The sequence below is a fragment of the Candidatus Nomurabacteria bacterium genome (assembly GCA_023898605.1).
GTDB lineage: Bacteria > Patescibacteriota > Minisyncoccia > Phycocordibacterales > UBA9973 > HK-STAS-PATE-34.
The window spans coordinates 512,933-535,483 of the sequence record CP060230.1 but is presented as its reverse complement, the minus strand read 5'-3'; the positions used below and the strand labels follow the sequence as shown (position 1 = coordinate 535,483).

Sequence of the window (22,551 nt, the reverse complement as noted above, 5' to 3'; positions counted from 1 at the left end):
AAAAATAAAGAAACTATCAATACGACAACAGTCAAAAAGATAGTCTTTGGTTTAGTTTGTTTCAAATTTCAATTTGTTTTGGTTATTTATACACCTATAATCAAAAACAGGCAAATAAAAAAGTCGGTCATGCCGACTTTTTCGAAATCAAGGTAAAAATGTTTAGATCATCATCCGTAATCTCTACATGAGATGGGAATATGATATCTCCGTTTGCCATAATCCATGGCTTATCCAAAAAAGGAATCTCCTCCTCTCTTGGTTCGTGAGATATCTCCTCACCACCATTTTCTACAATGAACCTTATGTACATTGCGGTGGCTGTTGAGTTGATCTCTGGCAGATCATCAGAAAGTCGACATATTTGCTCTATGTCATTTAGACTTTTTGTAAGACCAAGCCAGAAGAGTAGTTCCGTCGCAAGTACTACACACGCTTCATATCGAAGTTCGATAATTCCAGAAAAATGATTCGTTTTGGAAATATGACTTTCGAGATTTCGAATGAAGCTCTTCATCCTGTACGGGCAAACTTTTTTCTGTCCGATGATTTCTTGAAACTTCTCTCGGAATATTTGTAAAACAAAATCCGAAAGCGGTAATGGATTTCTTTTCATAGTCCAATCCTTTTTTATAAAAATACAAATTTTTCTATATCCTGTCAAGACAAATAAAAAGCCCCACTACAAAAGCGGGGCACTGGTTCTTCATGTTTTTTAACCGATCCTTTTATTCAGGATCTGAAATACGTGGGCCGGAATAGATCCATACACCAAAGCGAGATCAACTCGCCAGTTGCTAAAAAAGATTTCGACCGCATTCAAAAACAAAAGAATGAAGCCCAAAAGGGCTAAAGCAGCCGTAAAAACAATAATAGGCGCTTCTTTTTCTTTCAAGTTCAAAGTCTTCATCATAAAAAACGAGGGTTTAGTTCGGTAGTAAGATAACATGGTATAGATATTTTGTCAATAATTATTCATATTTAAATAACAATACGATCGTGTTACTATTTAAATAGTGAAAAAGATAAAAGAAAAAAAGAAACTTGAAAAAGTAAGGTTAGGAAAAAATATTTTAAAAGTATTAAACTTTGTATATGAAAACCCAATAATTTTATACGCAAACCAAAAAGACTCGATTTTTTCTCAAAAATCTATACTACAAAAAATAGGAGTCGGTGATATAACTCCTCAAAAAAAGAATAGTTATAATAAAGTTTTTGATTCACTCATTCAAAAAGGTTATTTACAAAAAATAAATAGTGGCGAAAAGATAAAAGTTATTATAACAAAAAGTGGAAAAGAAAGACTGGGGATTTTCCCAAATAAAAATACCAGTAAAAAATGGGACAAAAAGTGGAGACTGGTTTCTTTTGATGTTTACGAAAATAACAGATCAAAAAGAGATTTGTTTAGAACTAATTTAAAAAAATTTGGTTTTCAAAAGTTTCAAAATAGTATATGGATATATCCTTATGATGCAGAAGAGTTTATATCTTTATCAAAAAATAAGTTTGGTTTCGGATATAATGTAAATTATATTTTAGCTGAAAAAATAGACAACGAGGAGTATTGGAAGAAAAAGTTTGACCTAAGTTAATTAAAAAATAATCTTTTTTTTTATTTATTTAACAACACGGTCGTGTTGTTAAATAAATGTAAAATTATAAATATAATATTATATTTATAATTTATAATTTAACTCTACAAGGTTGCTGCAAAATAAATGATGTTTGATTTTCGTATTTTAAATAAAAGAAAGCCCCGATTTTACTCGGGGCTTTGATCCTCTGAAGGAGATCAGTCTTTTTGGGGTTCATCATTAGGATCCTTGGCCGGATGAGCACTGGACTCGATGATATATATCTCATCACCGTTTTGGTAAGTGACACGATCGTCAGAACCATCCTTTTGAACCTTATCCATCACTGCGAGGATGGCGTTCAGTTTCCTTTGGGAAACGTGATCGTCTGCCTCTTGTTGGGTTCGCGCTCTTTGAGCGCGAAGATTTTCCTCAGCCTGGTCGTTGGTGATCCTTGCGGAACGCAAACGCTCAGCTTCGGCATTATCTGCATGACGCCGGCGCTGCTCTGCGTCACGGCTTTTCTGATGACGTAGGGAAATGAATGACCAAGCCAGTACAGCTACGAGAGCAGCTATCAGCCATGGCCAGATCTTGTTCCATGTTTCATTTCCACCACCACCGGAACCAGAACCAGGAGCACTTACTCCAGGATTTGGAGGAACAAAACCGATTCCAGGAACGGGAGTTCCGGGATTCGTTATGTCCACACTACCATTTCCAGGCAGTGGGTTCCGATTGTTGTCGTAAACCACAACAGATCCATTACCGTAAACCGCAACCCAGAGGTTTTTTCTGGTGATACAGGTATCGTAGACAGTGGTATAATCCACCACCTTCTGATACCTGCTGGTACCACCAGAGCAGAGATTGATCGGTGCGAGGACCGGTTCATAATGTCTCATGACACAGGTGTCAACGTCGGTGAACATGTAATATGTGGTGCCAGAGTCTTTCTGACCACAGGAAGAAAATGCAAGCGCCGCAACGGCGACGATTGCGAGAAAGAAAATGTTTCTTTTCATTTCGCTTTTGTTTTAAGGTTCGAATTTAAACTTATCCCTTATATTATAGCACATAGTAATACAATTTGTCAAGTATTAAAAAGACATATAAATAAGGCTAAAAGTGGCGTTCCGAGCAAAATTATATATTTATGTCTAGCATGATCGGGCAATGTCCCTAAATCATGATGTCTATCATGATCGGGCAATGGTCTGAGCCCATATAGTCGGTAAGGTGCTTGCAGTCTTTGACCTTACTCACAAGGTTTTTCGAAACAAAAAAGTAGTCTATTCTCCAGCCGACGTTTCTCTCGCGTGCTTTTGCAAAGTGGCTCCACCAAGTATAGTGTCCACCACTTTTTTCAAAAATTCTAAACGCGTCGACAAAACCGCTATCTATTATATTGTCTATACCTTCTCGTTCTTCGTTTGTATAACCTTTCTTTCCAACATTTTGCTTTGGGCGAGCAAGATCTATCTCAGTATGAGCAACATTCAAGTCTCCACAAAATATAACTGGCTTTCCCTGTCCTGAGCCAGTCGAAGGATTTGCGAGACTTTTTACATATTCCAGAAAAGCTGGGTCCCACTTGTTGTGTCGGAGAGAGACGCGCGAAAGATCGTCTTTTGCGTTTGGAGTATATACATCTACTAAAAAAAACTTTTCTGTTTCTAGAGCAATAACTCTTCCTTCACGATTTGGATCTCCGTATGTGTCCTTGAGTGATTTGTACTTCTTCTCAATTTTTTCTGGTATGTCGAACAAAACTTTTTTGGTTTTTGGGAGTTTTGTAGATTTTTTTACAAATATAGCAGTACCGCTATAACCGCGTTTTTCTGCACTATTCCAAAACTCTTCATAAGAAGGCAAATCTATATCTATCTGATCTTTTTCTGACTTTGTTTCTTGTAGACATATTATGTCTGGGTCATATTTTTCTATTAGAGGTAGAAATAAGCCCTTTTTGTGTACAGCCCTTATACCGTTTAGGTTCCAAGATATGATTCTCAACATAAAAATATTTTAACACTTTATTGAGCTGCGAATAAAATAGTGACCACTTCTCGCCCCGTAAAATCTCGAACTTGTGAGAGATTGTTCGGGGTTCCAAGATATGATTCTCATGGTAGAAGTTTACCATATAAAAGGTTTGATTTTACGGATATGTATATATATACTAAAAGGGAATCAATCTCTTTTTGAAAATGAACCGAGAAGGGAAATCCATACTTGATTTGCTCATAAAGAATGAGGTCAAGTACACCTTTTGCAAAAAAGGATATCTACGCATAGCGAAACCCAAAAACTTAACCAAAAAAGAATCCAAGGAATTCTGGCAAAAGATAATGAAACTTCTAGAAGAAGTTGGTCTTCAAAAAGTAGGTGGACACATACACTTGTGTAAACCGAAAAGGGAAGAGTTTTCTTCGGAAGAAATGTTTTTGTTTATCGAAAACAACGAACTTCTCATAAACATACATCAGGCAAAGGCCCCGCCAAACACACATCAGCATCTTTTTACTGGTGAAGATAACAACATGCTTGGCTGGAGATTTCCGATAAGAAGTCTAGTGTATGTAAAACTAAGACTCGCGAGTTAGCGGGTCTTTTTATTCCAAAATATAAATACTTGACAAAAGTAAATAGGTGGTATATAATCTATCACAAGTCGACTGTTCTCTTGAGAACAAAAGGAGGTAAAAAGGCCGAAAACAAGAAGGTGGTAGGGTGTTATTATTTTTGAGCATTCTATCTAATCTTGAAGACCAGTAACCCCCACGCAGGTATTTGGGAAGGAGTTGCATAGGATCCTTGAGGTCCGCTCCATTGAACCAGTTAATGCCTGTATTATATAGGGTTTGGACATCGGACATCATCCATAGCAGTCCAGGAGCCGCATTGTGCTCAAAAAGGTCCTTTGGTTTCGGTAAGCTCAACACGCAGTTGAGGAGGTGCGCTCGGAGAATTGCGCACCTCTACCTTCCTTTTAAAAATTCGCGACATTTATTTGTCGCAAGATAAGCAGCCCAACCCGCCAGAGACAACAAACGCCATAGTTGTAATGCGGATGGGTTGCTACCTTTTACAGGTTCTCCGTCCGTTGGAAACCTGTTTTGGTAAAAACCCCGCCGTGTGCGGGGTTTTGTTTTTTATATTTTTTTCAGAACAAATCTATGAAACGTTGCTTTTTCTTGTCCGAGACTTGGAAGACTTTTGTAATCTATTATTTCAAAATATTTTGAAAGCATTTTTTCAAGGTCTGATTTTGTAAAAAAGTGATAATGAGTGTCATGAAACTCAAAATGATTTCCTTCTTCTTGTGAAGGGAAGTGGTTTAAGTATTTTGCAGTTTCTTTGGACAAAACAAAAAGCAAGAAATGTCCTCCTGTTTTCAAAACCCTATTAACTTCAGAGAGATACTTGTCATGATCTTCGTCAGTGAGGTGATTCATGAGAGAGATATCGATAGCCCCGTCGAAGCTTTCTCGTGTAAAAGGTATATCCAGTGCGTCTCCAGAAAAAAACTTTAGTTTTCCTTCTAGACCTTCTTCTTTGGCTTCTTTGTTATTTTTCTCGTTTATATCTTCTATATAGTCTAGGCCGATTATTCTAAACCCCATTTTGGCGATAGAAAATGCTAGTCTTCCTCGTCCGCTTCCGAGGTCTAGTAGTAGAGCGCTTTTGGGCAATATACCCAGGAAACTTTCTATGTCAGAGTCTTTGGAAATAGTGCTCCATGTATCTGATCCTGTCGTATAAGCTGTTTTGAAAAACTTTTTTTGAAGTTCGTAATTCATATTACATATTGTAGATTATTTATAGACTTTTTACTATTTATCTTTGACAAAAATAATATATAGATATATAAAGTATTGGAATAAAAGCACTATATATGGCAACACGAGGAACAACAATGGTTCTTATCATTGAAGACAACGCCATTCACAAGGGTGAAGCGTTGATTTTTCTGGCAAAAAACCAAAACCCTGGAGAAATAGAGATTTTTTTATGCAAGACCTACGAAGACGCCAAGAATAAAATTTACTCTCCTATAGATTGGGACATCGTCTACTTAGACGGTAACCTTAATCCTGGAAATGGAGTAGATCTTATCCAGGCCATAAAAGATTGCAGCCCGGAGGCAAAAATTATCATGACCAGTGACAGCCCCGATACAAACGATAAAGGGATCAAGGCTGGGGCACATGAAGCACTCGACGCAGAAGAGCTCCAAAAAGCACACGAGAGGTACCTTGAAGCAAGGTATCCCAGAAGAGGTTAAACAAACCAAAAGCCGCGAAACATTCGCGGCTTTTTTATTTCTGGATATTGTTTTGTTTTTCTTCTTCTACAAGTTGATTCACGAGTGCCATACCTCCATAGAGTCCACCGATACTTCCAAGTTTTGCCTTCTGCAAAGTTGGCATTTGAGAGAAAATTTTTGGCAACTTTGCATACTCTTCTAGAGTTTTGTCCCAAGAAACTACAACCTTCTTTGTAGCCATAGATCCACCAACGACAATAGTGTCTGGGGACCAGAAAAGAGTAGTGTTATACAAGCCTCTTGCGAGAGGTACGGCGAGTTCATCCCAAACCCTTTCTGGTGCAAGGGTTATATCTTGTATGCCAAACTTTTCTAGAACTGCCGTTCCAGAAACTATTTGTTCAAAAGTTTTGTTTTCTGTTATGTAGTGGTGCCCCGGCTCAAACCCATGTGTAGAGTTATCTATTTTCCCATTTACAAATCTACATCCACCAAGTCCTGTACCAAGAGAGATATAAGCCATTATCTTGGATCCTGCGCCAGAACCATAATAAAGTTCTCCGAGTCCAACCATTGCAGTATCGTTCTCGATTATTATTTTTGCATTTTTTGCATCTCCAAAAAGAAAAGCTATAGATTCATCTTCCCAAGAAGAAAGATGGGGCGCCTTAACAAGTCTTTTCTTTGTTTCATCTAAAACTCCAGCAATGCCAACTATTATGTATTTTATTTCTTCTGGATTTGTGTTTGTCCTTAGTATTGTATCTACCTGTCTTTTTGCTTCGAAGAAATCTTTTGGTGTTTTCTGTTCGATAACTTTGTCTATTTTTTCCAGAGACGAAGAAATACCGCATCTTAGATTTGTTCCTCCTATGTCAAAATATACGTACATAAATTATTTTCTTAATCTTTTTTTGAAATCTTCTATCATCGGCACCTCGAAAAGTTCTGCACCATATCTCTCACCTAAAGTAGAAGCTAGAAGTATAGGCAGCGCAAACCCTTTCAAAACCGATGTCATCCTACTATCTGAGGTTATGTCTAGAGATATGACTTTGACACCTTGTTCTTTTAGAACTTCTTCTAGGGCGGAAAATCTTTTTTTGACTTCGACTATGTCAGATTCATCTTTTACCAAAACTACTGCTATATCTTTTCCGAGTTTGTGGTTTTCACTTTTCTGATAAGACTGCATTTCATTGTGATTCATTTCAGAAAGAGTATTTGAAAAAGCAGGTATTTTAACTGTTTCGTTTAGAAAAATCTTGAAAAATTCCGAAACAAATTTATTTTTATTGGAAGAATAAAAGACTGGTATGTGACCATATAGTTTGTCAGAAAGGTTGTCTCCTGTAGATTTTGTAGCTTTTATGTCGAAACCAAGTGAAGAATTAGATAGAGTATTTACAAATTCCTCATTTCCCAAAATCTTGGCAATAGACATTGCAGAAATAAGGCTAGTATATCTCGGTTGCATGCCAGTAGACTCTAGAAATACATATGGTGTGTTGTTTTTCTTTGCCATTTCTAGAAGCTCTCCACCGTTTGAAATAACGGCTAAATTTTTTCCTTTTTCTAGGAGAATTTTATAAGAAGAAACGATTTCTTCAGTGTTTCCAGAAAAAGAAGAGAGTATAAAAAGAGCATTTTCTTCTAGAAGACTAGGGTACTCCTTGATATAACCCTTTATTATATCGATGCCGTGCATAGCAAAAGAATTATATATATCAGCGCCCATGTGAGAGCCCCCCATACCTAAAAGAACAACCTTGTTTATCTCGAGGTTCAGATTTTCTCTGTTTTGAACTATTAAATTCTTTTTTCCGATTTCGGAAATTATCTTATTGATTTGATCCATATTTTCAAAAATTAATTTACTGGGTTGCAGGCGATGCAGATATCTAATCTCTCTAGTGCATCAAAATAAGCAAAGACTGTTTTGACATATTCTGCATGACTCCACACAAGTGGTGTCGCAGAAAGAAAGTCTCCTGTAAGAGGATCTAGTTGTTCTGGCATCACACCAGAAGGACCAGCTTTTCTTGCAGCCCAACTTATATATTCTAACACCTTGTTTAGGTCTTTTTCGTTCTTTGCTTTCTGTGCATAATACTGTCCCATCCAAAGTGTCGTAACAAACCATGGATTTCCTGGGTAACCATCGCGAACTTTGTAGTATTTGTCACCTTCGTACCTTGCGATTCCCCCTATGTTACCTTGGCACCACAACTCTCTTTCTGTTTTTTTCATAGAAGACTCAACCATAGGATCTTCTCCATCCAAAACTCCAAAATAATATATTCCATATACACTAGATGCATCCAGAGTTTGATCTTTCTTGCCTGAGGCGTCTATTCTCTTGATAAAGTATTTTGATCTTTTATCGAAAAGATATTTTACTATCGCATTTTTCACCTCTAGGGCTGCTTTTTCGTATTTTGTTTTTTCGTTGTTTTTTCCAAGTATATCTGCAAATCTAGATGCCGCCATAAGTGCACCGTACACAGAAGCAGCGGTGTATGTATGTACTCCGTATTTTTCTTCCCACAAATCATAGCTCGGTAGGGGAAGACCTGTTTTTTTGTTGCGGTAATCACACATGAAATCAGCCGCTTTTTTGATAAGTGGATTATAAAGCTCCTCTATAAACTCTAGGTCTCGAGAGTATTCGTAGTGAGACCATAGTGAGAAAAGTACTGTTGCTGTTTCGTCTTCTTGGATAGGAAGTATTTCTTTGCCGTCCATAATCCACGGGTGCCAAGAAGATCCGAGCGAACCATCTGGCAAAAACTTGTGCATGAAATATCCGTCTTCAGTTATGATATCTCGACAAAATGAGAAATACCTCTGGGCAACGTTTTGGTCTCCGGCTCTGTCCATGGCGATAGCAGAGTATGATGCGTCTCTTGGCCACATATATGAGTATGTATCTTTACCGCCGTTTAGCATCTGTGTGTCAGAAGATGCGATTATCGCTCCGCGCTGATCAGCGTGTGCTCTTATATAAAAAAGTGATTTCTTGAAAGAGTTTATACTTACATCATCGAGTCCTCGGAAGTCGAAAATATACTTGTTTATCCATGCTCTCCAGTAGTGATTTGTTGATTTTATAAGATATTCTGGAGTTTTGTTTAGAGTATAAGTGTTCAAATCCCTTGCATCTTGCATAGAAGGGGCTACACAAACCCAATAAAATACAGTTTCTTCAGAAAGGGGCTCTATTTCTAGAGAAACACCCAAAACAGAGTCTACTGGACCATGTTCAATTGGATTTTGTGACAATTCTCCGTCCTCTGCGTCTATAAAACTTCCTCTTTTTCCGTCTATTCCATAAACACCAGTTGTGTAGTAGTCAAAACCTGGTTTGTCTTGTGTTTTTGCGTTCATCAAAAACACATTTCTACCTTTGTAGTGAATTATGGTGTTTGATTTTGTGTCGAAATAAGCTGTATCACCCTTCTTGGACTCTTTTATTTCAAATTCTTGCCCAAAAAACATTCTTACGCTTCTTTTTTGTTCAAATTTGTTCTCTATTACAATTTTTCTTATAAAAATATTCTTTTCGTTATATACAACATCTGTAAAGTGTAGAACTATACCTAGATCATTGTTTGTTTTGGTCATAACACCGGTAAGAGAGTCCTTGAAACAGTCTATAGATGTATGCCATGAATCACTATTTATCCAACTAAAATATCCATCGACCCATATACCGATTCGATGGGTATTTTCTTCAGCGATATGATTCTCTAAACCTACATATGGAAAATAAAAATCTTTTACAAGACCTTCTGTGTCCAGACCAACCAAGATGTTTCCGTTTCCTAGAACGATTGATCTTGCCATACGTTATTTATATAGAGTAGCCAGAAAGATGTTTTTTGATGGAAGTTCTTGCAGAATTTCGAGTTTTTGCCTTGGAAAGGTCTCTTGCGCAACTTTTGTCACACAAAACTTCAGCAACCCAGATAGAAAAGTCGTTTTTCTCTGGATTTACATGGTAAGAATAAGTATCGTCACTCATCTCATCTAGTGCGTTGTACAAATCTAGTAGACTAGATAGTACTCTTCCATCATTCGACCAAAATGCGAACTCTCCACCAGAAACAACTAGTGGCTTTTTTGAAGACCTAGAAGTTCTCTTGGAAACTTTTTTTGTCGCAGCTTTCTTTGTTGTTGTTTTTTTTGTAGAACTTTTTGATTTCATAAAATTAAAAAACATAAGCTTATAATAATTAGCTGGCTTTTAATTCTTCCAATCTTAATTTTACATCATTTATTACATTCATAAAAGAGATATATGCATCATATGGGGAAGAATACGGACTAAAGTATGCGTGCACATCTCCATCTTTCCACCACTTGGTACACATATAATAAAAGTGATCGGATGTTTGAAGATATTTCCAATCTTTTATCAGTTCTTTATTTTTTGTTTTCAAAATATCTTGTTCAAGTTTGTATATAGATTCGAGTGCCGCTCTTTGTATATCGTTTCCGATCCATGCAGTCAGGTCTCTCTCAGTATCGGCCCAAGTTATAGTGTGTGGAACATCAACTTCATCACGAACTTGATACACTTTTGCTGTTTCAGAAATAGTTCTAAATGTAGTATCTTGGTGAGAAAGTATCTCTCCTGGAAAATGTCGCAGAAAATCAAATATACCTGTATCTTCCCACTGGTGTTCTCCAAATGTTTCGTAGTCCATAAACAGATTTATAGTTTCACCGGAACCGTGGTTTGCCAAAACCCAAGAAGCGAACTTCGATGCATCTAGTGGCCAGCCAGCCCAGCTTTTCTCTCCGAATCGAAATGCAATATCGTCAGAAAGTCTATAGTTTTTCATAAGAAGCTTTATTTTCTTGGTTCCTTTTGGTCTATATACAAAGTTTGGACTTCTCCAGCCCAGTATAGGATCCCACCCCTCTGCAAGTATTGCTTTATAACCTTTTTGGTCAGCCCACTTGGCAAGTTCATTGTTATAAGAAAGTTCTGTATTTCTGAAAACTTTTGGTGTTTTTTTGAAAAGTCTTTTCAAGATTTTATGATGTTCATCTACTTGTCTTTCAAACTCTTCTCTCGAGTAGAAAAAGGCGAGTGAGTGATAAAAAGTATCTGCAACAAGTTCTACTCTTCCTGTTTTGACTAGGTCTTGAAAAGATTTCAAAACTTCTGGATGATATTTTTCAAATTGTTCTAGAACGGTGCCAGATATAGACATAGAAAATCTAAACTCTGGGTGTTTGTTTAGAAGTTCGAGTAAAACTTTGTTTGTGGGTATATATGATTTCTCGGCAACTTTATACAAAACTTTTTCGTTGTTCAAACTTGTATCAGAAAAATCACCAAAATAATCTCTGTCGTTTCCTATAGAAAAAGCATTGTACTTTTTGATACGAAATGGTTGGTGCACGTGAAGATATAAACAAATGGACATCATAACTATTTTTTCCTCTTAAAAATTTCTATAACCTTATTATAAATCTCAATTATTTTTTTGAAGCTTTTTGCCAAGTTACTGACATTGCTTCACTTTTTCCTTCTCGAGAAAGTTGCTGTGACAGTGCGGGGTAGTGGAGTGCTGCGATTATCTTACTCGCCATATCATCTATATCCCAGAAGTCAGTTTTTAAAGCGTGCGATAGAACCTCTGAAACTCCAGACTGGTGAGAAATAAGAACCGGAGTTCCTTCGTGAAGTGATTCTAGTGGAACTATACCAAACGGCTCCGAAACACTTGGCATTACGAAAAGATCCGCACTTTTGTATAGACTCTTTAGATCTTCTCCTCTAGTAAAACCGAGAAATGAAATATTTTCTGCAATACCGAGAGTTGCAGCCAGATTCATAATCTCTCCCATCATATCTCCAGAACCAGAAACAAAAAATAATGTTTTTGGATATTTCTCCAAAACTCTCTTTGCAGCTTTTACAAAATAATCTGGACCTTTCTGTATTGTTATTCTCCCGTTATACAAAACTATTTTGTAACCCTGAGATTTTAGTTCTTGGAATCTATCGTATGAAGATCCAGATTCTTCTCTATATACAGGATCTCCTCCGTTGTGAACAACGGAAATCTTGTTTTCATCTATTCCGTATTTTTCTACCACTATGTTTTTTGTAAAATTACTAACCGCTATTATATAGTCGGCTTTTTCTAGGCCCTCTTTTTCTAGTTTATATATAAATTCATTGATTCCTTGCCCAGCATTTCTGTCGTATTCGGTCGAGTGTATATGAGCAATCATCGGTTTACCTGATACTTCTCTAGCCATAAGACCTGCTCCAAAAGAAAGCCAGTCGTGCGCGTGGATTATGTCGAACTCTAGAGAAGACGCTACTTTTGCTGCGTTTTTGGCATAGGCGATAACTTCTTCTGCAAGAGAAAAACCGAAAAACTTACCGGCGTTACCTAGTCCGGACATAATATATGGAGTAAGAGGGGAGCCAATTGGCCTTAGATGTAGGTTGTCGTCGTCTGCAAAAACGATTTTTGTTTTTCCATCATAAGAAAGGTCTGTTTTTTTAGGCAAAACAAAGGTTACTTCTTTTCCTTCTGACAAAAGACCCTTTACAATCGCCTCACACGCAACACCAAGACCCCCACTATTGAAAGGGGGGAACTCCCATCCGAACATAAGGACTTTCTGTGCTGCCATAAAGTTTTACTTTTTTATTATAACAATAATTTAAAAAATTTATTGAAAAATAATGTAAGTTATTGACAAAAAATATGATTAGAGTAAGAATACGGAAAAACCAGCTCTTATGGATAGGAATATAATCATGCGAACCTTTTGTCCGCTGACAAGGGAGCTCGCAATAGGATCGATTTTTATGTTCGTGATTGCACTTATTTCACCCGTGGTGTCAAACACTTTCTACAACAACACGTGGGAATATGGAAAAGAAGTGGCGCTAGTGGGCGTAATTATCTCTTTCTTGATAATTTTCATCACCTCGGAAACCAACAAAACCAGTTTTGGAAAAGAAAAATTTGTCTTCTATACCGGGAGACTTGTATTTCTGATCATCTTTGGTTTGATGTTGGTTGCCACACCAATGAAAACAGGTGTTGTAATACTTACGACATTTGTATCTCTTTTTTTGGGGGTTGCTTTCAGCGAACTGAAATACGAAAATTCACCGCGCTACCATTAGGTAGCGCTTTTTATTTCCTACTATGAAACTTCTTATGTATTTCTCGGAGTTTTTTGTCTGTAAGGTGAGTATATACCTGAGTTGTAGCAATATTTGCGTGCCCAAGCATCATCTGAACACTTCTTATATCAGCACCATTTGAAAGTAAGTCAGTTGCAAAACCGTGTCTTAGAACGTGGGGAGTGACTTTTTTGGAAATTCCGGCTTTTGTAGCGTAAGTTTTTACCATTCTTTCTATGGATCTAGGAGAAAGTCTTCCGTCATCTGTCTTTCTAAACGAATTCTGTACAAAAAGTGGCTCTTTCATGTCTTTTCTTTTATCAAGATACTTTTTTATGGCCGTTTTAGCTGCACTAGAAAGAAAAACGACCCTTACTTTTTCACCCTTTCCTCTTATAGAAAATTCATCTTTGGATAAATCCAGATCTCTATTGAGAGAACAGAGCTCCGAAAGACGAAGACCAGTAGAAAAGAAGAGCTCCAAAATAGCCTTGTCTCGTAAGCCTTTTTCCGTTGTTTCGTCTGGAGAAGACAGTAGTCTATCTAGCTCCGCAGAAGAAACCAGATCCAACTCTCTACCACCTGTCTTGGCTAGCTCTATTTTTTCGGGAGAAACTGTCTTTACCCCCCTTTTTGATAGGTATTTTAGAAACGCTCTTAGGGCAATAAGGTGGTAATTTTGTGTATTTTTCTTGAGATTTGCCCTAGTTTGTCCACGAACCTTCATCCCCGGGAGTCTATTCAAGAAAAGTCTGTATTCTCGCAAAATGTCTTCGTTTATATCCTTGGCTGAAGATATCTTTGAGAAATCCAAGAATCTACTTATGTATCTTTCATAATTTTCGACTGTTTTTAGACTTTGACCCTTTTCGATCTCTTTGTATTCTAGAAACTCTCTTAGATATCTTTCTATTTCACTCATATAATTATCTATATTTTAGCATAGGTAGTCGCAAAATATAGTGAATATCTCAAAATCTTGTAAAAACAGGGTGTATGTACTATAAATAGAGTAAACAAGTACAAGAAAAATGAAAAACAAGATACTCGGCTATATATCTATAGCCACAATAGTCTTTCTTTTACTCAAAATTCTGATCAAATTTGGAATACCCACAGAGTATATAGATCCGGAATGGGGAAGGTGGCCAACCATGATTATTTCGGTTCTGTTCCCTCTGGTATGTGTCTCGCTTGGTTTGAAGCTTGAAGAAGTAGGCCTGCGGGTTTATTACTTCGTAATTCTTGGGTTGAAGTATTTCATATTTCCGCCCCAAAAAACCATCAGTGAGATGGAAAAAGAGTAACCGCACAGTCCTGCACACCGCAGGACTTTTTTAATCCACAGGAAATTTTTGTTGACTATTTTTTGTTTGTGTTATAATAGAGCCAAGCATAGTTCGGTAACATACACGTTGTGAGACGAGAAGTCTTTTTACAAATGGCGTGGAGGGCGAAATCAAAAAAAATAAATAAATCCTCTCCAAAAAACAAACTCGAGGCAACTGCCTCACCAAAAACAAACGCCCAGCGCAAAAGTGTAAAACACAAAAAGATCAAAAAAATCACAATCAAAAATAAAGCACATTATTACGAAGACCCTGCCACAAGCGGGGTCTAACTTTTTGTACAAAGGCCCAAAAAGAGGCGTTAAAAGGGGACCAGAAATGGGGTTGCAAATATTTGAGTTTTATGATATAGTATGCCCACTATGCTTAGTAAGAAGAAAAAAGAAAAAGTAATAAAAACCGCACAGGTGCACGATACTGATACTGGTTCTACCAAGGTTCAGGTTGCAATTTTAAACGAAAGGATCAACGAGCTTTCTAGCCACCTCAAGAAACACAAGAAGGATAACTCTTCTAGAAAAGGACTTCTCAAGATGGTTGCCGAAAGAAGAAAGCACGAAAAAAATTTGAAATAATCAAAATCAAAAATTGACCCTTCACGGGGTCAATTTTGTTTTTTTGAAAAAGTTTTATAATACAAAAGTACATTTTTATAACAACTAAGCATTTTTATAAGAAATTTTAATAAGAGAATATTTTTTTATGAGTATAATCAAACACCCCTAACTTTTTCGTCAGTAACTGACTCAAAAAACGGGGCGAGAAGATGGTAGTCTAAAAAATATTTAGATTTTAAAATAATAATTAAACAAACATTTTATGAGTATAATTAAACACAAAGAACAAAGAGTCGCTGTTTTTATAGATACACAAAACCTCTATCACAGCGCAAAGAATCTCTATAAGAGAAAAGTAAATTTTGGAAACATATTGAAAGACGTCGTGGCCGGAAGAAGACTAGTTAGGGCAACAGCATATGTCATAACAACAGAATCTGGAGACGAACAAGCGTTTTTCGATGCACTAACAAACATAGGCATAGAAACAAAGACAAAAGATTTGCAAGTTTTCGGTGACGGTGCCAAGAAGGGTGACTGGGATGTCGGACTTGCGATAGATGCGATTACCGCAGCTCCAAAAGTCGATGCGATTGTTATCGTTTCTGGAGACGGAGACTTCGTACCGCTTGTCGATTATCTTTCTTCGACAACACAGGTTGAAGTTGCATCTTTTGGTAAATCAACATCTCAAAAACTAAAAGAAATTACAGACGACTTTATCGATCTATCAGAAAATCCTAGAAGATATCTTATAGGTAGATAAAAACAAAAAACAAAAGTGAGGCAAAGGCCTCGCTTTTGTTTTTGTTGCAGAAAATCAAATTTCGTGTAAATTGAAAGAAAAAGATCTGTATATGAAATCTACGATTGTATATTTGGGAACTTCTGGAGAAAAAATCCTTCTGGAGTATCTTAAAAACAAGAAGCGCTTCTGTGTAAAAGATGAAAACGAAGACGGTAAATACCGACTCAATGTCGGAAGGCCCGGACACGAAGAAGAAGATCGTGTTTTTGTGGAGATAAAAAACGATGAAAACGGAAAAGGAAGAATTGCTATTTTCAGTAGCGTGACTGAAGCTTCACAAGAAAATTATGCGTTCGAAATCTGCGAATGGGCACAAAGACAATACAAAGTCCAGCTAGAGCGAAGATAACCACAGGCCGAAAGGCCTGTTTTATTTTATTTGAAAAATAATTTTTTTCTGCTAATCTTCTAATATTAAAAGCTTAATCTATGGTCTTTGGACAATTAGTGGTGAAATATAGATTTCAGTACTACAGTCTGAAGATCATACAAAAGTATGAAAATAAAAAAAGAATATAGTTTATCTATTGGAGGAAAAGAAATAAAAGCAGTCTTTTCTGATTTGGCAGAACAAGCAAGTGGAAGCGTTATGCTTTCTTGCGATGGAACAGTTGTACTCACAACATCAGTTATAGGAAGTAGCACCAAGGGAAATCCTGGTTACTTCAACCTGACAGTTGAATATATAGAGAGGTTCTACGCTAGAGGTAAAATCCTTGGTGGACAATACAACAAAAGAGAAGGTAGGCCTTCTGACCAAGCGATCCTAGCCAGTAGGATAATCGACAGAACAATAAGGCCTCTTTTTGATCACAGTATCAAAAATCCAGTTCAGGTCATAACAACTGTTTTAGCTCTCGGTTCTTTTGATCCAAAAATCTTGGCAGTAAACGCGGCGTCACTTGCAATCGCAACTTCAAAAATACCGTTCGCTGGACCTGTCGCTTGTGTACACGTCTCTAGAGAAGTTGGACAAACTGAAACAAAAATAAACAATTACCTACCACAACAAGAAGACAGTGTTTACGACCTAGATCTAACTGTCTGTGGTAAAGAAGGTGAAATAGTCATGATCGAATCTATGGCAAAAGAACTTACTGACGAAGACATGGGGGAGATGTTCACACTGGCAATGGAAAACATAACAGAAATAGAGTCTTGGCAGAAAAAGATAGTTCAAGAAATCGGAGAAGAAAAAATAACTTTTGAAAAGAAAGATCTAGATGAAGAAATAAAAAATCTTTTCAAAGAAAAGATTGTACCAATCTTGGAAAAATTCCCATTATCAAAAGAAGATTTCAAGGAAGCTGAAAACCTCTGGTCTGAAATCCTAGAAGAAAAGTTCGGAGAAGACGACGAAATGAAAAACATAGCCAAAGACTATGCCGAAAAAGAAACAGACGAAATCGTTCACAAACTAGGACTAGAAAAAGGCAAAAGAGTAGACGGTAGAGACTTCAAAGAGGTTAGGTCTTTGTTTGCAAAAGCTGGAGGCATCTCAGAAGAAGTTCACGGAAGCGGTATCTTTTATCGAGGTGAGACTCACGTTATGAGTTTTACAACTCTTGCTGGGCCAGACACAAAACAAATGGTTGAAGGTATGGAGTCAGAATACCAGAGAAGATTTATGCACCACTACAACTTCCCGCCATATTCTGGTGGAGAAACAGGAAGAGTTGGTGGACTAAACAGAAGAGAAATGGGACACGGATTTCTTGTAGAAAAAGCGCTTGTTCCAGTTATGCCAAGCAAAGAAGATTTTCCTTACACAATAAGAGTTGTTTCTGAATGTGTTGCTTCAAACGGATCAACTTCTCAAGCTTCTATATGTGCTTCGACTGTATCTCTTATGGATGCCGGTGTACCTATTAGTTCTCCTGTTGCAGGAATCGCCATGGGACTATTTCTAGACACAGAAAACAAACAAAACTACAAGATACTTACTGATATCCAAGGTCCAGAAGACCACTATGGAGACATGGACTTCAAAGTTGCTGGAACACAAAATGGAATAACAGCTATACAACTAGATATAAAACTATCTGGTGTTCCAGTAAATGTTCTAAAAGAAGCTCTTGTAAATGCAAAAGAGGCAAGACTCCATATACTAGAAACAATCAAAAAGGAAATAGCTGGTCCTAGAGAAGATATATCTCCAAAGGCACCAAAAATAGTTACAACAAATATTCCAGTTGAGAAAATCGGAATGGTTATCGGTTCTGGAGGAAAAACAATCAACGAAATCAAAGACAAAACTGGAGCAGAAATAACGATAGAAGACGACGGTACTGTGTATGCTACAGGTACAGGCGGGTCAGCAGATAGCGCAATAGAAATAATCAGATCTATGACACGCGAGTGGCAGAGAGGTGACCTAATAGATGGACAAGTTGTAAAAGTTATAGAAGTTGGAGCAATAGTAAAAATATCTCCATTCTCAGAAGGATTGGTGCATATATCAGAAATAGCTCCTTGGAGAGTAGAAAAAGTTACAGACCTATTGAAAGAAGGTATGACTGTGCCTGTAAAAGTTCTAGAAGTAGACAAGATGAAAAACAGAATATCTCTATCTATAAAACAAGCAAACGAAAAATTCTTCAAAAAAGAAGAAAAATAATCCTTTTATCAAAACCGAAAGGAGGGTAAAATATAACAAATGGATGAATTCCAGAAAAATATCATATATCCAAGACAAAATCTGGATGACCTTTCTACCAAACTAGAAACTAGTGAAATAGAAAAATCTCCACTTCCAAAACCTGTTATAAAAAACGAGGTTTTGAGAACATACTCTAGTGATCTTGCTAGAGCAATAAAAGAAAAGAAAGGTTCGGTAATCAAGATAGCCGAAAGTGAAGAAAGGGCTAGGAGAAACTCTGGTAGAGAAAACAAAACTACAAATTCTTGGGCCAAGGCTTCACTTCTCGTTGCAGTTCTTGGAATGATGGTTTTAGGAGCAGCATATCTCATACCGAAACTAAAAAAAGATTCTTCTTCTCAAAACACGCCGGACGAAGAAAAAATATATACAGAAAATACAAAAATTATAAAACTTGAAAACGACAAAGAAACTCAAATAGAAAACATAAGAAAAATTCAAACACCAGGAATATCTGACATAATTTTTTCTTATACAAGTTTCGAAGGAGAAAAAGTTGCAGACCTTTCACAAATAGGGAGGTTCTTTGATCTAAAGATTCCGCTTATCGTAACTCGGAGTTCTGCCAACAGTTTCACGTTTGCAAGAGATGTATATCAAGAATCAAACGGTGTGTCACTCATAATACAAACAGATTCTAGAGATGATCTTTTTGCGGGGATGCTGGATTGGGAAAAAAACATAGTAACTTCTGCTGGAGAATTTTTCTTGATAGACAAAACAACCATAAACAAAAGTTCTTCTGGTGAGTGGGTGGATGATTTATACCAAAATATAGATCTAAGGATTTTCGAGATAGAGGGTGAGGAAGTTTTGTTGTACGGTTTTGTGAACTCTAACACAGTTATCATAACTCGAAGTAAAAAAGTTTTTGATATCCTTGCTGAAAGAGTAAGAAACAAAGCCTTTTAGAAGCTGGTTTACTGACACCGAGATATTTCGTATAATTAGAACATGAATACAGATACATACAAAAATGCGCTTTTGGAAGAAAGAGCAACACTAGACAAAGAACTAAGAGAGATCGCTGTCTACAATGAAAAGACTGGAGACTGGGAAGCCGTACCGCAAAACATAGGTGACGACACAGCAGACCTAAACGATGTTGCAGACAGGTTCGAAGACTTCGGAGAAAGAAGTGGAGAACTTGCAGTGCTCGAAGCAAGATGGATGAGTGTAGAAGGAGCTCTAAAAAGAATCGAGAATGGAACATACGGAACATGCAGTGTTTGTGGAGAAAAAATAGAAGAAGACAGACTTGGTGCAAATCCCGCAGCAGACACATGTAAAGCTCACATGAATTAAAAAAACCCCCGAACATCGGGGATTTTTTCTTTTGTAAACAAAAATAATTGTTAGAATAAATTTATGGCATTTTCTAGAGTCTACTCGGCACAACCAGATCTTCTTGATGCTGGAATAATCACAGTAGAGACAGACATAACCCCAAACACACTTCATGCTTTTTCGATAGTTGGTCTTGCGGAAAAATCTGTAGACGAAGCAAAAGATCGTGTTTCATCTGCGCTCAAGAATTCTGGGTTTCACAGTCCAAAACAAAGTAATCAAAAAATAGTTGTTTCACTGTCTCCAGCCGACATAAAGAAAGACGGCTCTTCTTTCGATATTGCGATAGCTATATCATACTTACTATCTAGCTCTCAAATCAAAGCAAGTACAGACAATATGATTTTCTTGGGAGAGTTGTCGCTCAATGGAGAAATCAAACCTATTCGAGGCACCCTACCACTTGTAATAGCCGCAAAGAATTCTGGTTTCACAGAAGTGTTTGTCCCGAAACAAAATGTAAAAGAAGCGGGGCTCGTAAGAGGTATAACTATATACGGAGTGGAGAAACTGAAAGACCTGGTTGAGCACATAAAAGAAAGTGAAGAAAAAATATTTTCTCTTACTCCAGAAAAAGAAACGGAAATTGTTTACCAAGAAAGTGCTCAAAGTATTTTCGACATAAGTGACATAAGAGGACAAGAAAGTGCAAAGAGGGGACTTGAAATCGCCGCAGCGGGAGGGCACAACATCGCACTTTATGGGCCACCCGGCACAGGAAAAACAATGCTTGCAAAAGTTTTCCGATCACTTTTGCCACCACTTTCAAACGAAGAAGTTATAGAAGTTACGGGGATACACTCTGTCTCTGGAGTACTAGATGAAGACTTTGTGACAATGCCACCATTTCGATCACCGCATCACACTGCTTCTTATGTTTCACTAATCGGTGGTGGGGCAAAACCAAAACCCGGAGAAGTAACACTCGCTCATAGAGGTGTACTTTTTATGGACGAACTTCCCGAGTTCGACAAGAAAGTTTTAGAGGCCATGCGTCAACCACTTGAAGACAACATAGTTTCTATAACACGAGCAAGCGGACGAGCAATATTTCCGTCAAACTTTATGCTTATCGCAGCTATGAATCCATGTCCTTGCGGAAACCTAACTTCAACAAAGAAAAGGTGTATTTGTAGACAAAGTGACATAGAAAGATACAAAAGAAAAATATCTGGACCAATCATGGATCGTGTAGATATGTGGATCCTTGTTGGTGATATAGATCTAGCAAAACTTGGCGACAAAGACGAAAACGCAGAAAAAACTTCTTCGGTAAAAGAAAGAGTTTCGCTTGCTAGAAAAGCTCAAAAAAATCGTTTCGAAAAAGATGGAAAAAAAGTTTTTCTAAACTCCGACATGAATGTAAAAGATCTAGAGGTTTATGCAAAGCTCGACGAAAATTTAAAAAACATTTTGGTCAAAAGTGCAGAGAAGCTGGGACTTTCTGCGCGGGCTTTTCATCGCGTACAAAAAATAGCTAGAACAATTGCGGACTTAGAAGGTGAAGAAGACATAAAAGAAGCACACTTATTGGAAGCACTTCAATATCGACCAAAATTCTAAACAAGCCTTCAAATAAACAAACAAAAGGTAACACATTTCACGATCGTAGTTTTGTGTTACCTTTTGTTTGTTAATTTTTTAGGCAATGAAAAACCCCGCCGAGTGGCGGGGTTTGTTTTATAAAAATTTTATAGTCCGAATCTTGGATCGCTGGCGATTGGATTCTTTGCTCCGTTTACTTCCCAGTGGAGGTGTGGACCAGTAGATCTACCAGTTGATCCAACATAACCGATAACTTCACCCTGAGAAACGTTTGCTCCGGTAACTGTTGCAACACGTGACATGTGAGCGTACAGAGTCTTTACTCCATTTCCATGATCGATAATCACATATTCACCATAACCTCCGTTATATCCTACAGCGTCCGCCAAGATAACACGTCCAGATGCTGCAGCATATATAGGTGTTCCTGTCGGTGCACCAATATCAACTGCGTTTTTCCCGTGGTAACCCTGTGTTCTTGTTCCGCCCGCTAGAGGTCTTATAAACATGCTGTTCTTGTTTGGAAGGGAACTAGTTTTGGCACTAGAAGCAGAAGACTTAGTACTTGAAGAACTTTTTGCAACTGTTGGTTTTTGAACTTCTACAACTTCACCGTTTGGTACGATTATTTCCATTCCGATTGTTAGAGATTGTCCAGTAGAAAGACCGTTATATAGCGCGATGTCGGCTTCGTCACCAGAATACATGCTTGCGATCTTCTTTAGGGTGTCGCCGCTTTTTACTATGTGTCTTATTCCGCTAACTGGCAAAATAACGAGTTCTTGTCCTGGTCTTATAGATTTACCTTTTAGGTCGTTTGCCCAGATTATTGTATTTACAGAAACGTTATACATCTTGGCGATTTCAGAAAGAGTATCTCCATTTCTTACTATATATAGAGAAATGTCGTCAGAAGATGCTGGAACAAACACTCCACTCGCTCCACCACTAGGACCTTGTCCGGGGACAAGCGCTCCACCTTCAACAGCGAGAAGGTCCTCAGTTGTGTGATCGTCATCCTTTTTTACAGAGATATTTGAAGAGAGAAGGCCGAGGTTTTGGATATTTTGAACCTCTGGTTCTTTGGCTTCAGTTTCTTTGGTTGGGAAAATAGAAAGGAACCCCGCAAGCACGTCTTTTGAAGAAATCAAAACACCAGAAAAGACAAAAACTGTAAAGGCTAAAAATCCCACTAGTTTCTTTTTCGTTATGTTCACCTTGCCTTTTTTAGAGTATTTTTGGGGCAGAGGATCTTGATCTTTTTTTGTTAT

The 22,551-nt window shown here is 37.5% G+C and carries 24 protein-coding genes; 12 read left to right on the top strand and 12 right to left on the bottom strand.

The window, feature by feature from the left end:
• Positions 1–127: 127 nt before the first annotated feature.
• Entirely contained in the window at positions 128–616 is a 489-nt protein-coding gene (locus H6791_03040; GenBank protein ID USN94706.1) for a hypothetical protein, read from the bottom strand.
• A 400-nt stretch (positions 617–1,016) separates the two neighbouring features.
• Between H6791_03040 and H6791_03035 the strand changes: the two genes are divergently transcribed.
• Positions 1,017–1,598, top strand: a complete 582-nt coding sequence (locus H6791_03035) for a hypothetical protein (GenBank protein USN94705.1) — start codon at positions 1,017–1,019, stop codon at positions 1,596–1,598.
• A 200-nt stretch (positions 1,599–1,798) separates the two neighbouring features.
• Here the strand turns inward: H6791_03035 and H6791_03030 are convergent, their stop codons facing one another.
• Both H6791_03030 and xth read right to left on the bottom strand, forming a co-directional pair.
• The gene (locus H6791_03030) at positions 1,799–2,512 is read right to left on the bottom strand and encodes a hypothetical protein (protein ID USN94704.1); all 714 of its coding nucleotides are present in this window, start codon (positions 2,510–2,512) and stop codon (positions 1,799–1,801) included.
• Positions 2,513–2,762: 250 nt separating this feature from the next.
• Entirely contained in the window at positions 2,763–3,596 is an 834-nt protein-coding gene (gene xth, locus H6791_03025) for an exodeoxyribonuclease III (protein USN95139.1), read from the bottom strand.
• Positions 3,597–3,790: 194 nt separating this feature from the next.
• Between xth and H6791_03020 the strand changes: the two genes are divergently transcribed.
• Positions 3,791–4,186 (top strand): hypothetical protein, encoded by a 396-nt coding sequence (locus H6791_03020; GenBank protein USN94703.1) that lies wholly within the window; start codon positions 3,791–3,793, stop codon positions 4,184–4,186.
• A gap of 549 nt (positions 4,187–4,735) precedes the next feature.
• Here H6791_03020 and H6791_03015 read toward each other — a convergent pair.
• Positions 4,736–5,383 (bottom strand): class I SAM-dependent methyltransferase, encoded by a 648-nt coding sequence (locus tag H6791_03015; GenBank protein USN94702.1) that lies wholly within the window; start codon positions 5,381–5,383, stop codon positions 4,736–4,738.
• A 95-nt stretch (positions 5,384–5,478) separates the two neighbouring features.
• On the opposite strand from H6791_03015, the gene H6791_03010 reads away from it, so the two are divergent.
• Positions 5,479–5,868, top strand: coding sequence for a hypothetical protein (locus H6791_03010; GenBank protein USN94701.1), 390 nt, complete (start codon positions 5,479–5,481; stop codon positions 5,866–5,868).
• Positions 5,869–5,902: 34 nt separating this feature from the next.
• Here the strand turns inward: H6791_03010 and H6791_03005 are convergent, their stop codons facing one another.
• Genes H6791_03005 through H6791_02980 form a run of 6 tightly spaced genes read right to left on the bottom strand, consistent with a single transcriptional unit; the run spans position 5,903 to position 12,513 of the window.
• Positions 5,903–6,742, bottom strand: coding sequence for an ROK family protein (locus H6791_03005; protein USN94700.1), 840 nt, complete (start codon positions 6,740–6,742; stop codon positions 5,903–5,905).
• Positions 6,743–6,745: 3 nt separating this feature from the next.
• Positions 6,746–7,708 carry a hypothetical protein gene (locus H6791_03000; protein ID USN94699.1) on the bottom strand — a complete coding sequence of 321 codons (963 nt, stop codon included), beginning with the start codon at positions 7,706–7,708 and terminating at the stop codon, positions 6,746–6,748.
• 11 nt (positions 7,709–7,719) lie between these two features.
• Positions 7,720–9,696, bottom strand: a complete 1,977-nt coding sequence (locus H6791_02995; protein ID USN94698.1) for a glycoside hydrolase family 15 protein — start codon at positions 9,694–9,696, stop codon at positions 7,720–7,722.
• Between the two features lie 7 nt (positions 9,697–9,703).
• The gene (locus H6791_02990; protein ID USN94697.1) at positions 9,704–10,072 is read right to left on the bottom strand and encodes a hypothetical protein; all 369 of its coding nucleotides are present in this window, start codon (positions 10,070–10,072) and stop codon (positions 9,704–9,706) included.
• 13 nt (positions 10,073–10,085) lie between these two features.
• On the bottom strand, positions 10,086–11,291 hold the full coding sequence (locus H6791_02985; GenBank protein ID USN94696.1) for a polysaccharide deacetylase family protein: 1,206 nt from the start codon (positions 11,289–11,291) through the stop codon (positions 10,086–10,088).
• Between the two features lie 49 nt (positions 11,292–11,340).
• On the bottom strand, positions 11,341–12,513 hold the full coding sequence (locus H6791_02980) for a glycosyltransferase family 4 protein (protein USN94695.1): 1,173 nt from the start codon (positions 12,511–12,513) through the stop codon (positions 11,341–11,343).
• A 109-nt stretch (positions 12,514–12,622) separates the two neighbouring features.
• Here H6791_02980 and H6791_02975 point away from each other — a divergent pair, with 109 nt between their 5' ends.
• Positions 12,623–13,015: a hypothetical protein gene (locus tag H6791_02975; protein ID USN94694.1), complete on the top strand. Its 393-nt coding sequence runs from the start codon at positions 12,623–12,625 to the stop codon at positions 13,013–13,015.
• Between the two features lie 10 nt (positions 13,016–13,025).
• Here the strand turns inward: H6791_02975 and H6791_02970 are convergent, their stop codons facing one another.
• Positions 13,026–13,937 carry a tyrosine-type recombinase/integrase gene (locus H6791_02970; protein ID USN94693.1) on the bottom strand — a complete coding sequence of 304 codons (912 nt, stop codon included), beginning with the start codon at positions 13,935–13,937 and terminating at the stop codon, positions 13,026–13,028.
• A 109-nt stretch (positions 13,938–14,046) separates the two neighbouring features.
• Here H6791_02970 and H6791_02965 point away from each other — a divergent pair, with 109 nt between their 5' ends.
• The 8 genes from H6791_02965 to H6791_02930 all read left to right on the top strand — a co-directional run bounded on the left by H6791_02965 (position 14,047) and on the right by H6791_02930 (position 21,298).
• Positions 14,047–14,322 (top strand): hypothetical protein, encoded by a 276-nt coding sequence (locus H6791_02965; GenBank protein USN94692.1) that lies wholly within the window; start codon positions 14,047–14,049, stop codon positions 14,320–14,322.
• Positions 14,323–14,726: 404 nt separating this feature from the next.
• Entirely contained in the window at positions 14,727–14,939 is a 213-nt protein-coding gene (rpsO, locus tag H6791_02960; GenBank protein USN94691.1) for a 30S ribosomal protein S15, read from the top strand.
• A 244-nt stretch (positions 14,940–15,183) separates the two neighbouring features.
• On the top strand, positions 15,184–15,687 hold the full coding sequence (locus tag H6791_02955) for an NYN domain-containing protein (GenBank protein ID USN94690.1): 504 nt from the start codon (positions 15,184–15,186) through the stop codon (positions 15,685–15,687).
• Positions 15,688–15,778: 91 nt separating this feature from the next.
• Positions 15,779–16,078, top strand: coding sequence for a hypothetical protein (locus H6791_02950; GenBank protein USN94689.1), 300 nt, complete (start codon positions 15,779–15,781; stop codon positions 16,076–16,078).
• A gap of 147 nt (positions 16,079–16,225) precedes the next feature.
• Positions 16,226–18,346 (top strand): polyribonucleotide nucleotidyltransferase, encoded by a 2,121-nt coding sequence (locus H6791_02945; protein USN94688.1) that lies wholly within the window; start codon positions 16,226–16,228, stop codon positions 18,344–18,346.
• A gap of 39 nt (positions 18,347–18,385) precedes the next feature.
• Positions 18,386–19,300, top strand: coding sequence for a hypothetical protein (locus H6791_02940; GenBank protein ID USN94687.1), 915 nt, complete (start codon positions 18,386–18,388; stop codon positions 19,298–19,300).
• Positions 19,301–19,558: 258 nt separating this feature from the next.
• Complete coding sequence (locus tag H6791_02935; GenBank protein ID USN95138.1) at positions 19,559–19,693, top strand: TraR/DksA C4-type zinc finger protein; 135 nt, start codon at positions 19,559–19,561, stop codon at positions 19,691–19,693.
• 63 nt (positions 19,694–19,756) lie between these two features.
• Positions 19,757–21,298, top strand: coding sequence for a YifB family Mg chelatase-like AAA ATPase (locus H6791_02930; GenBank protein USN94686.1), 1,542 nt, complete (start codon positions 19,757–19,759; stop codon positions 21,296–21,298).
• Between the two features lie 128 nt (positions 21,299–21,426).
• Here the strand turns inward: H6791_02930 and H6791_02925 are convergent, their stop codons facing one another.
• Positions 21,427–22,497, bottom strand: a complete 1,071-nt coding sequence (locus H6791_02925) for a peptidoglycan DD-metalloendopeptidase family protein (protein USN94685.1) — start codon at positions 22,495–22,497, stop codon at positions 21,427–21,429.
• Positions 22,498–22,551 lie beyond the last annotated feature (54 nt).